Here is an 11,986-nt window from a genome sequence, read left to right as displayed (position 1 = left end):
GGTGTAGGGGGCGATCATCTTTTTCGATCGGCCCGTGCTGAAGGTGCGCACCACGGACCAGGTCCGCGTCACAAAGATGTATGGCTGATCATCTGGCATCAGGTCCGGTGCAGTGGTTTATTTAGCATATTGGGTCATCACCTAAACCATAGGTGCAGGCATAAGGGTCGGTCCATTGGTTGTCTTGATTATGGAAAAAATAGGTTGTTTCTTTATTACTGAACGTCACATAGCCAAAACCACTGGATTGCAGAATCCAACTCCCGGAATCACCATCTTCGAATTTGATCAGCCCGGTAGCCAGACAAGGAGAATAATACTCATGAAGAATATTCCCGCTTTCCTTTGACTCTTTGGCGAGATTAAAATAACGAATTAGCTGTTCTTTGGTTGGCCTGAATACTTTGCAGGCTATTTCTTCAGTTTTATCCTTACGACCTTCAGTATGTAATCCTATTTCTTTAACCACAAGTTCACTGACTACTCTAGCCTGAGCACTGACTGAAATAATCAAGAATAAGGATAAGGTGGCTATACATGTTTTTTTAAATTTTACCATTTTGCTGTACTGGCCTCTGTTTCGTTTTTTCTTCCGATATCAGGGTGGCGATGTATTTCATTCATCGGTACTTTTAGAGTGGTTGTTAATTCATTTATTAACCATTTTAGAGAATCATTTTGTTTATCATTGACTGGCTCATAAACAGGATGTGGGCTTCCATCGACTTTCTTTGCTTCTCCCACAATTTCTATCCCAATACTATCCACATTGCTCGGGAATCGATCCGGGTAGTTTTTCACTTTTTCTATCTGGTACACTTTGTCAGAATTTCTCCATGACTTTTCCAGTTCAGCCACTTTTTGAAAATCCGTCGGTTCGCATTTCTTGGTCAGATAACAGCGGGATTGTAATCGTCCCACATGCCAGGTGCTCTGGAATAGCGAAGCGGTCTGATAGATGGTGCCATCTCTGTCAATCAGGAAGTGAGCACCGGTAGCGCCTTTGGTTTGATAACTGTGAAAGGTACTGCTGGCTGTCGGCGCGTTAGTCTGATGCACAACAATGCCATTAACAGCGTCCATCTTTCCGCGCTCTATATTATTGAATATTTTCAGGATAATGCGTTCCGCATCAATAATCACCTTCGTCGATGTAAAGCATAATTATCTCCTTCCTTAGAAGCCTATCCAATTAGGCTATTTTACTTGCCATTTTGAACCTGGGCAGTGCTCAAAATCCTCACGTACTACGTGTACGCTCCGGTTTTTCCGCGCTGTCCGTGTCCAAACTGACCGCGACAATGACGCCTACTGGAATAGACTTAAAATCAGATAGTTGCGTTGGCTTTAATGTCATATCCCATGGAAACCGTGCCTGCCATTCCTCCCTCCGCATTTTGCACAACATAATCCATTTTCACCCGGGAGAACGATAATCCAACCTTTTCTCGTGGGCTGCGCATGGTGTCATAACCGAAAGGCTCAACCCGGGTAATGATGACCTCCTCTAAGGTCACCCGCAGATACTCCAGCGGAGAACCACCCGCCTTGCGAACGGTCAGTACGACTTCCGGTATGTGTTTGCCGCTAAGGCAGTACTGAAGAAAATTAGGGCTGGCTTTATCGAGACGATGATCGAAGTGCAGATCGCCTACGGTGGATTTTCCCGCACCACCACCGCTCCCTGAATGCATATTGGCAGGCTGACTGACAGCCCATTTCCAGCGTATAACCTCAATTTCACCTTTATGTGAAAAATCCTGTGATTCACCCTCAATACCGTTAAATTTAATGAAAATATCCTGAGCCATACATCATCCTTGTTTTGAGCGAAATTATAAAACTGATGGCTATTTATTTAACCTGAACCTATTAGTTGAATGATTAATAAATTTACTATTTACAGACAGGGAAAGGTACGGCCAATTGAATGCGGTTATAAATAGTAAAAAAATGATCCCTTATTTATTGCGGAGAAGGTCACTATTCTGTGATTCGCATGACTGTTGATAAACAGCCCACGGTCGTGGGCTGATAAAGAGATGGCATGGAATAGTATTAAGAGTGCTTTAATAACTCTCTTCTCGCTAATTCAGCAAAGAACCCACTGCGACTGGAAAAATCACCATGCATGCTGACGTAACTATCTATTCTTACTAATAAATTCTGCGGCAATGTCATATTTAACTTAATCGCTTTCCCTTCATATCTGGAGGTATCGATATCAACAAAACCCCAGATACCGCCCTGGCAGTCTTCATCATCTTTATGATCGTTTATCGTCTGGGCTACAGGTACATCTTTTCCCTGTTCGCTACGATAATCCAGATAGGTATCAATGGCCGCATGAGCATCAACAATCGCGTCATCAATGGTTTCACCTGCAAAGTAACATCCTGATAAATCAGGGACAAAACCGGAGTAGCTGCCGCTTTCTGCCTGATGTAAATAGACCGGATATTTCATCACTTTGCCTCTCTTAAAAGTGGCATGCACCAGCAAGCCGCTCAATCCTGATTTTTCGTACAGCGGCGAATGACGCTTCACCTTATGACACACCCACCTTCCCCAATCCTTCGCGGATCAGCAGCGCCTCCATCACGGTGCGCAGCTCCCGCAATGCATCCTCTGGCAACAATTCACTGCGTGCCAGCAGTTCACGAGCAGGAGATGCGGGCGGAGGGATGGGTTGCGCGGTGATCACCAGGCAGCCCGGCATCACCCGCACCGTCACGGGCGTATCGGTGGCAAAACCACACTCCTCCAGCCACAGGCCTTTCAGATTCAGCGACGGGCTGCGGGAATAATGATGCGTTAACCCGGTTTTCGCTTGCGCATGGCGGATGCTGACGTAGCCCACTTTCAGCATTCGCTGAATTTTGGATATAACGGGTCCTGACTTACAATCGTATTTAGCCATGATAACTATCCTTACTAGTTGTTGTGGTCAGCGGTGATAGCGGGTTGCCGCCCGTTATCACCGCGATTCATCAATAAAATCGTCCTGTATAAAAACACACTAATGCCTGCCACTAAAATAACCAAAAACGAATGATAAATCGCTGTAACAGGGGAAATAAAATGCGAGGAGGATTCCAGAACGGGGAAATTAAAAACCCAGAAGAAAATATAATAAAACTGGCAGCATCCCTCTATTATCGATTTCATTAACGCCGCATAAATTCGAACCTGTAAGTAAGGCTTACACGTTGCGTTTTTTCTCAACGCCATTCACTGGCCGTTGTCTGGTTTGGCCGAACAACGGAACCTTTATTCAGTTCGCTATCCGCTTCAGCATGCTATCCAGCACCGCGTCTTCATTATGCCTGCGCAGATACGCCGTGACCTCGCGCGCCCAGCCTTCGCCATTACCCAGCACGGCGCGACTGTACGCGGGAGCATAGAGATCGTGGCTGTCATACAGATTAATCAGCGTCTGATTCACGCCATCAATATTCACTGCCGGGTTCTTTTGCTGCTGGGCAGCCAGCGCACGCGTGATCTTCTCCTGATGCACCGGGTTCGCCGGGAAGGTTCTTTCCGCCAGCTCACTGAGGACCAGGAACTGCGGCGGGATGCCCTCTGCAATAGCCGCCTGCAAGCGGTAATGACCATCAAGAATGACAAACGAACCCAGCCCGGCAACGTAGCGCACCAGCACCGGCGGCAGCGCCCCTTCCCGGCTCTTTTTACGCCACCATTTCAACCGCCCGGTGTCGGGCTGGATGGCATAACGCGCCAGCAGCGGGTTTCCGCTCCACCACCAGTCAACCTGCGATACACGGGCCGGGGCCATCAGGTTCGGGATATCTTCACCAAACAACGACCAGCTAAACCCGATATTTCCGCTGCGGGCGGGCGCATAAAAACGCCAGCTCTCTACCGGATGCTGCTGCTTAAGGGAATAAGGTGCGACAGGTGCGGTGGGTAACATCGGGCGCAACAGCCAGCGGCCTGCGGATAACAGCGGAATGTCTGGCGTCAGAAGATGGCGGGCAAAATAGCGGCACCATTCGCCAATCCACGCCTCCGGCCCGGCACGACGAATCGACTCCAGCGCCTGCGAGGTGATGGGCGGTAATAACGTATGTGGGTCAGGATGCTCCGTGTTAAACACCAGCCACAGACCGGAATGGTCTTTTAGCATCGAAGCCCAGAATAGCGGAGTGCCGCGCAGTGACAGCGCCATACGACCATGATGACCGCTGTGCATTGCCAGGATGGGCGGCGTGGTGGGCGGCGGGTTGTGTAATTCCAGCCCCAGCCAGACGGTGTTGCGGTCGTGCAGGTCCTGCCACCAATACTGTGACATCCGATGCTCCTTGCGCCAGAGAGGGGGAAATTTTAGGGGAGTGCGGGGAAGATATTACACTCACACTTACATTTACACCTCTTAACAATTGATCTACTATTCGTAATGTTTGTTTTTTAAGCATCGACACAAAATCAAGAGACGTTACAGGGATGATACACAACACACCGACAGGGACGATCCGCGGCACAACACCGTTCATTTTTTCAGCTTTCACGCTTATCGCGCTGATGGCCTCTTCTCCCGCGTCTGCCGCCCCGGTCCCTCCATCTGAGCATCCTGCGGCTGAAAAGAACATGATCGACCGGACGCTTCAGTCTCAGCAGCAGCGACAAAGAGCGCTGGAAGAAACCCTGACACCGCCCACTCCGGACGTGCGCCTTTCGCCGCCTTCCTCCTCTTTTGGCCGCATTCACTTTGAGCCGGAAACACCCTGTTTTCAGATAGACCGGGTAAAACTGAGCGGTCAGGAAGCCCTGCCGCACTGGTTGCCGCTGCAGCGTCTCGCCCGTCAGGGTGAAGGCCACTGCCTCGGTGGGAAGGGCATTAATCAGCTGATGAGCACCCTGCAAAACCGCCTGATTGACCACGGCTATGTCACTTCCCGTGTATTAGCCCCGAATCAGGATCTGACCCGTGGCACCTTGTCGCTGGTGATCATGCCCGGCTACGTCCACGAGGTGAAACGCAGCCCCGACAGCGATCGCTGGCTGACCCTCTGGACCGCTTTCCCGGCTCATGCCGGCAACCTGCTCGACCTGCGTGATATCGAACAGGGGCTGGAAAACCTGCAGCGTCTGCCGACGGTGGAGGCCAATATGGAAGTGGCACCCGGCGAGCTGCCGGGCGAGAGCGATATCGTGGTGCAGTGGCAACAGCGCAAGATGTGGCGCCTGGGGGCCTCGCTGAATGACTCAGGTTCCGTTGCCACCGGGCGTTATCAGGGTGGCGCGACACTGTCGCTGGATAACCCCTTCTCCCTGAGCGATCTCTTTTATCTTTCCGGCACCCGCAGCCTCAAAACCGGCGACGATAAAGGCAGTAAAAACATCACCGCCCACTATTCGGTGCCTATTGGCTACTGGATGGCCAGCGCCACGGCCAGTGATTATGACTATCACCAGACGGTGGCGGGCCTGAATCAGGACTATCTCTACAGCGGCAAACGCAAAAACCTGGACGTCCAGCTCAGCCGGGTACTGCACCGCAGCGGCACGCAGAAGACGTCCGTCAGCGGGGACGTGCTGACCAGTGAATCGCGCAACTACATCGCCGATACCGAGCTCGATGTGCAGCATCGCAAGACCGCCGCCTGGCGGCTGGGGCTGTCCCATCGTCACTATATCGGGCAAAGCACGCTGGATGCGGGCATCAGCTATCAGCGCGGCACCCGCTGGTTTGGGGCGATCCCGGCACCGGAGGAGTACAGCGGCGCTGCCACAGCGATGAGCAAAATCGTCACCCTCAGCGCCGGTCTGGATATTCCCTTTGAGATCGTCGGCGAGTCATTCCGCTACAACGTGCAGTATCTGCGCCAGATGAGTTCAATGTCCCTGACGCCGCAGGATGAATTCTCCATCGGCGGACGCTGGACGGTGCGCGGCTTCGATGGCGAACGCAACCTGAGCGCCAGCCGTGGCTGGTTCGTGCGTAACGACCTCGCGTGGCGCACGCCGTTGCCGCAACAGGAGTTCTATCTGGGCGCGGATTACGGCGAAGTCGGCGGCAGCAGCAGCGCAGGCATGCTGATTGGTCAACATCTGGCCGGCGGGGTTACCGGCCTGCGCGGCACTATTTTGAATACCGGGTATGACGTCTTCGCGGGCGTGCCCTTCTCGAGACCTGACGGCTTTAAAACCAGCCCTTACACCCTGGGCTTTAGCCTGAACTGGAGTTACTGAGTCGTCACCTCACGGAATAACGGGTTTCCATTGATAAGTGGGATTTAAGGATGAATAAAAATCTGTATCGTATCGTGTTCAATAAAGCACGCGGTATGTTGGTCGTGGTGGCAGAAATCACCCGAAGCTGTCGTGCGGTAGCCTGCCCGGCGTCCGGCGCCGCAGGCGTGCAGCGTCAGTGCATTACTCGCCTGAATGCCCTCGCCTTCGGCCTGCTGCTGGCGCTGGGCGCCGTGCAACCGGCAACGGCCAATGTCGTGGCCGATAAGAGCGCGCCGCGTTCGCAGCAGCCGACCATTATCAGCAGCGCGAATGGGACAACTCAGGTCAATATCCAGACACCGAGCCAGGGCGGGGTCTCCCGCAACGTTTACAGCCAGTTCGACGTGAACAGCAAAGGCGTCATCCTCAACAACAGCCGCACCCATGCCTCAACCCAGATCGGCGGCATGGTGGACAGCAACCCGTGGCTGGCGCGCGGTGAAGCCAAAATCATCCTTAACGAAGTGAACTCGCGCAATCCGAGCCAGCTTAACGGCTATATCGAAGTGGCGGGCAAAAAGGCCCAGGTGGTGATCGCCAATCCGTCGGGCATCACCTGCGACGGCTGCGGCTTTATCAACGCCAACCGCGCCACCCTGACCACCGGCCAGGCGCAACTGAACAACGGCAACCTGACCGGCTACGACGTCAGTAAGGGCGATATCGTTATTCAGGGCAAAGGAATGGATACCTCCCGCCAGGATTACACCGACATTATCGCCCGTTCGGTGAAAGTGAACGCCGGACTCTGGGCCAATGACCTGAAGGTCACCGCCGGGGCCAGCACCGTTGATGCCGCCCATGAAAAGATCGTGGCCAAAACCGGCGATGCGGCGACGCGTCCTAAGCTTGCCGTGGATGTCGCCAGCCTTGGCGGGATGTATGCGGGAAAAATCCGCCTTACCGGAAGCGAAGCGGGCGTCGGCGTGCGTAACGCCGGGAATATCGGAGCCCAGGCCGGAATGGTGGTGGTCACCGCCGATGGGCAGATTGACAACAGCGGCAACCTGAACAGCGCGGGCGATATGAGGCTTACCGCAGGCAGCGTCAGAAATAGCGGAAAACTCTACTCCGGCGGGAGCGTGGAGGTGAACAGCCGGGGCGAAATCGAACACAGCGGCACCCTCGCCACCGCCGATAATCTGACCCTGCGTGGAAGCCGCATCACCGCGACCGCACAAAGCACCCTTGCCGCCGGTATCGATAAAGATGGGCGGGCAGGCAAACACGGCAACGTCACCCTTTCCAGCCACGGTCGCCTGACCCTGCAGGGACAAAATATTGCCGGCGGCACCCTGACCGCCAACGCTCAGGGGATTGATGCCAGCGGCAGCCGGACGGCAACAGGCAATACCGTCCTGGACGCCGGTGATGGCGATCTGGATCTCAGCCTGGCCAGCGTGGACGCCACCGGCAAGCTTGAGGCCCGCAGCACTGGCCGCCTGCTGAACGACGGCGGCACCCTGAGTGGCAAAGAAGTGGACCTCAACGCCCGCAGCATCACTAACCGCGAGGGCAACCTTGTCGCCGGGCAGCGGATGGACATCACGGCGGATACGGTCAGCGGCGATGGAAAAATCCTCTCCGAAGGCGATCTGACCCTCAGCCTGCAACAGGGCCTGACCAACCAGAGCCTGCTGCTGGCGAATGGCAACCTGACGCTGACCAGCGGCGGTACCGTGGACAACCAGGGCAAACTGCTGGCAGGTAAAAAGCTGACGCTGCAGGCCGCCAGCGCCACTAATGCCCGGGACGCGGAGCTGGGAGGCGGTGAATCCCATCTCTCACTGGGCGATGCCCTGGTCAACCGGGGCCTGATCGACGGCACCCTGACCCATATTGACACCGGCACCCTCACCAACCTCGGCTCCGGGCGTATTTACGGCGACCATGTCGCGATTAAGGCGAACACCCTGGACAACGGGGCAGAAAACGGCGTGGCCGCGACCCTGGCCGCCCGCGATCGGCTGGATATCGCTGCCGGGACGCTGAACAACACCGGCCACGGCCTGATCTACAGCGCGGGTGCGATGGGCATTGGCGGTAGCCTGGACACAAACCTGAACGCCACCGGGCGCGGCGGGGTGTTGACCAATCGCGGGGCGACCCTCGAGTCGGGCGGCGATATGCGCCTTGATATGGCGACTATCCATAACCTGAACAACCGTCTGGTGACGGACGTGGTGGTGACAGGGACCAGCCAGCACCATGAAGCCGTGCTGAGCGGCAAAACTCAGCGCTACGACTGGAGCCAGGTTAATACCAGTAAGAAAAATAAGTACGGCGTTCACACGGCGAAAATGCCGGACGGCAGCAGCAGCGATAAATTCTACGAATACAACTACACCCGCACCGTCCAGGAAACGCGTGTGATTGAGAGCGATCCGGGGAAAATTCTCTCCGGCGGCAACCTCACCATTAACAGCGACCAGATGAATAACCTGGACAGCCAGGTCATCGCCGCGAAAGTGCTGGGTGGGGTGATTAGCCTGCTCAATAATGATGCCACCAGTGGGGTGAAAATCATCACCGACATCGGCAGCCAGACCCGCTGGTATGCGAAGAAAAAGAAAAAGAAACTGGGCGGTACCAAAACCTCGCAGGGGAAAGAGTCCAACAGCTACCGTCCCTCTCCGGTGACCCAGGCTATCTCCCTCAGTACGATGGCATGGGAAGACAATAACCCGGCCCAGGGCGGCAGCGGTCGCCCGGTGGCGCTGCCCGCAGGCCAGATCTGGGAAAGCGCAAAGAACAGCAACGGCGAGGTGGTGCGCACCGGCGTCGGGGACACCCGCGTTCCCTCCGGCAGCCTGTATACGGTTCACGCCTCCACGAGCAGCCACTACCTGGTGGAGACCGATCCGCGCTTTACCCATGAGCGTACCTGGCTTGGCTCCGACTATATGCAGAATGCCCTGTCACCGAACGGGGATACGATCCTTAAACGCCTCGGCGACGGCTTCTATGAACAGCAGCTGATCCGCAACCAGGTCACCAGCCTGACCGGCCAGCGCTATCTCAGCGGCTTCGACGATGATAATGCCCAGTACAAAGCCCTGATGGATGCCGGTGTCGCCTTTACCCGTGAGCACCGCCTTACCGCGGGCGTGGCGCTCAGCGCGGAACAGATGGCCCTGCTGACATCAGATATGGTGTGGATGGTGGAGCAGACCGTTCAGCTCCCGGACGGCAGCAGCCAGCGCGTGCTGGTTCCGCAGGTGTATGTGCGGGTGAAAGAGGGCGACGTGGATGGCAACGGCTCCCTGATGGCGGGCAACCGCGTGGCATTGCAGACCGCAGGCGACCTCAACAACAGCGGCACCCTCGCCGGGCGCGAGATTGCCGCCATCGCGGCGAACAACGTCACTAACAGCGGACTGATCCGCGGCGGCACTATCGATATCGCCACCCTCACCGATTTCAACAACATCGGCGGCACACTGCTGGCGGACGACGCCCTGCAGGTCACTGCCGGACGCAACCTGAACAGTACCAGCACCCTGAGCGGCGATGACAGCAACCGCAGCCTGGATCGCACCGCCGGGATTTACGTCCAGAATGACAGCGGCAAACTGGTCCTGCAGGGCGTGAACGACATCAACCTTAACGCCACGCTGGTGGGCAATAACGGCAAAGAGAGCACCACCGTGCTGACCGCCGGGCACAATATTAACCTCGGCACGATCGCCACCACCCACAGCGAACGCGGCGACTGGGGCGGCGATAATTATCGTGACCTCACCCAGCGCAGCGACGTCGGCAGCCAGATTTCCGGTAACGGCAGCGTGCAGCTGTCGGCAGACAATGACCTGAACGCCCTTGCGGCCTCGGTCAATGCTGCCGACGCCCTGAGCGCGGTGGCCGGGAACGAGATGAATATCCTGGCCGGGGAGTCCGCGTATCATCTGACCGAACACAGCAGGCAGACCAGCAAAGGCTTCCTCTCCGGCCGCTCGCTGGAGACCCACGATGAGATCGATGCCACCCGGGCAACGGCCAGCAACTTTACAGGCGACAGCGTGACCCTGCTGGCAGGTAACAATCTGACGGTACGCGGCAGCAACGTGGCGGGCGAAAACGACGTCCGCCTGGCGGCGGGCAATAACCTGACCCTCGACACCGCCGAAGAGCAACGTCAGGAAAACCATCTTATCAAAGAGAGCAAATCCGGCCTGATGGGGACCGGCGGTATCGGCTTCTCCATCGGTCGTCAGAGCGTCAAAACCACCGACGACGGCGGGAGCACCAGCCACGCCATCAGCACCGTCGGCAGCAGCGCGGGCAGCCTCAGCCTTGAAGCAGGCAACGACCTCTCCGCCCGCAGCGCCGAGCTGATTGCCGCGAAGGATATGAGCCTGGCGGGCAAAAACGTCTCGATCACCGCCGCCAGCGACAGCAGCGCGCAGACTCACAGGGTTGAGCAGAAACAGAGCGGCTTTACCCTCGCCCTCTCCGGTGCCGTCGGCAGCGCGCTCAATACCGCCGTCGAGACCGCCAACCAGGCGCAGGAAACCGAAGACAGCCGCATCGCCGCCCTGCAGCAGACCAAAGCGGCACTCTCCGGTGTGCAGGCCGCTCAGGCCGCGAGCCTGGCCAGCGCCCAGTCCGGCACGCCGGGCGCATCAGACAATACGGTCGGTATCAGCCTCTCTTACGGTGCTCAGTCGTCGACCTCCACCCGGCACAGCGAGCAGGTCACCGCCCGCGGCGGCAGCCTGACCGCCGGGGATAACGTGAAAATCACCGCTAACGGCAGCGGCACCGACGGCGATATCCTCCTCCAGGGCACCACCGTGCAGGCCGGGAAAAACGTCGACCTGACGGCCAGCCGCGATATCAGTCTGCTCTCCGCGCAGAACACCTCCCTGCTGACCGGCAGTAACAAGAGCAGCGGCGGCAGCGTCGGGGTCGGTCTCGGCGCTGGCTCCGGCGGGTTCGGCCTCAGCGTCTCCGCCAGCCTCAATCAGGGCAAAGGCCACGAAAGCGGCAACGGCACCACCCATACGGAGACCCTGGTTAACGCCGGGCAGGCGGTGAACCTGGTCAGCGGCCGCGACACCACCCTGACGGGCGCGCAGGTCAGCGGCGAGACGGTCAAAGCAGACGTCGCCCGCAACCTGACGATGACCAGCGAGCAGGACAGCGACCTTTACGACTCGAAGCAGCAGAACGCCAGCGTCGGCGGCAGCTTTACCTTCGGCTCCATGACCGGCTCCGCCAGCGTCAACCTCAGCCGTGACAAAATGCACAGCAACTACGACAGCGTGGTTGAGCAGACCGGCATCTTCGCGGGCAAAGGCGGCTTTGACGTCACCGTCGGTGAACACACACAGCTTAACGGCGCGGTTATCGGCTCCACCGCCACCGCAGACAGCAACAGGCTCGACACCGGCACCCTCGGCTTCAGCGATATCCACAACCGGGCCGACTATAAGGTCGAACACCAGAGTATCGGCCTGAGCACCGGGGGCAGCATCGGCGGCCAGGCCATCGGCAACATGGCCAACACCCTGCTGGCGGGCGTCAACAAAGACGGCCACGACAGCGGCACCGCGAAAGCCGCCGTCAGCGACGGCACCCTGGTCATCCGCGACCAGGATAAACAAACTCAGGACGTGGCGAACCTCAGCCGCGACGCGGAGAACGCCAACGGCAGCATCAGCCAGATATTCGACAAAGAGAAAGAGCAGAAGCGCATTCAGCAGGCGCAGCTGATTGGTGAAATCAGCAC

General features: G+C 57.0%; 8 protein-coding genes. 2 read left to right on the top strand and 6 right to left on the bottom strand.

The genetic code is table 11. From position 1 onward, the window contains the following. Window positions 1-121: 121 nt before the first annotated feature. The 6 genes from ACFL9S_RS23215 to ACFL9S_RS23190 form a co-directional block, all read right to left on the bottom strand. Window positions 122-559 (bottom strand): hypothetical protein, encoded by a 438-nt coding sequence (locus ACFL9S_RS23215; RefSeq protein ID WP_405264229.1) that lies wholly within the window; start codon window positions 557-559, stop codon window positions 122-124. Next, window positions 553-1,143, bottom strand: a complete 591-nt coding sequence (locus ACFL9S_RS23210) for an N-acetylmuramoyl-L-alanine amidase (protein WP_405264228.1) — start codon at window positions 1,141-1,143, stop codon at window positions 553-555. Before ACFL9S_RS23210 ends, ACFL9S_RS23215 begins: the two co-directional genes overlap by 7 nt. 185 nt (window positions 1,144-1,328) lie before the next feature. Next, window positions 1,329-1,811 (bottom strand): Hcp family type VI secretion system effector, encoded by a 483-nt coding sequence (locus tag ACFL9S_RS23205; RefSeq protein ID WP_405264227.1) that lies wholly within the window; start codon window positions 1,809-1,811, stop codon window positions 1,329-1,331. A 247-nt stretch (window positions 1,812-2,058) separates the two neighbouring features. Then, entirely contained in the window at window positions 2,059-2,547 is a 489-nt protein-coding gene (locus tag ACFL9S_RS23200; protein WP_405264226.1) for a type II toxin-antitoxin system HicB family antitoxin, read from the bottom strand. Between the two features lies 1 nt (window position 2,548). Then, the gene (locus ACFL9S_RS23195; protein ID WP_405264225.1) at window positions 2,549-2,920 is read right to left on the bottom strand and encodes a SymE family type I addiction module toxin; all 372 of its coding nucleotides are present in this window, start codon (window positions 2,918-2,920) and stop codon (window positions 2,549-2,551) included. A gap of 354 nt (window positions 2,921-3,274) precedes the next feature. Further along, window positions 3,275-4,312, bottom strand: a complete 1,038-nt coding sequence (locus tag ACFL9S_RS23190) for a ParB/Srx family N-terminal domain-containing protein (protein WP_405264224.1) — start codon at window positions 4,310-4,312, stop codon at window positions 3,275-3,277. Between the two features lie 296 nt (window positions 4,313-4,608). Here ACFL9S_RS23190 and ACFL9S_RS23185 point away from each other — a divergent pair, with 296 nt between their 5' ends. Further along, complete coding sequence (locus ACFL9S_RS23185; protein ID WP_405264223.1) at window positions 4,609-6,213, top strand: ShlB/FhaC/HecB family hemolysin secretion/activation protein; 1,605 nt, start codon at window positions 4,609-4,611, stop codon at window positions 6,211-6,213. 50 nt (window positions 6,214-6,263) lie between these two features. Beyond that, window positions 6,264-11,986 (top strand): hemagglutinin repeat-containing protein (locus ACFL9S_RS23180; RefSeq protein ID WP_405264222.1); only part of this gene is annotated, 5,723 nt, incomplete at its 3' end.

Source organism: Erwinia sp. AnSW2-5, assembly GCF_045107195.1.
Lineage (GTDB): Bacteria > Pseudomonadota > Gammaproteobacteria > Enterobacterales > Enterobacteriaceae > Erwinia.
Note: the sequence above shows the minus strand (reverse complement) of the source record. Positions and strands in the feature narration are given on the sequence as shown.

What these genes read in the sequence shown, in the direction of transcription:
- ACFL9S_RS23190 (WP_405264224.1), bottom strand. Translation starts at nt 4,312, where the DNA reads ATGTCACAGTATTGGTGGCAGGACCTGCACGACCGCAACACCGTCTGG.
- ACFL9S_RS23185 (WP_405264223.1), top strand. Translation starts at nt 4,609, where the DNA reads ATGATCGACCGGACGCTTCAGTCTCAGCAGCAGCGACAAAGAGCGCTG.
- ACFL9S_RS23205 (WP_405264227.1), bottom strand. Translation starts at nt 1,811, where the DNA reads ATGGCTCAGGATATTTTCATTAAATTTAACGGTATTGAGGGTGAATCA.
- ACFL9S_RS23195 (WP_405264225.1), bottom strand. Translation starts at nt 2,920, where the DNA reads ATGGCTAAATACGATTGTAAGTCAGGACCCGTTATATCCAAAATTCAG.
- ACFL9S_RS23215 (WP_405264229.1), bottom strand. Translation starts at nt 559, where the DNA reads ATGGTAAAATTTAAAAAAACATGTATAGCCACCTTATCCTTATTCTTG.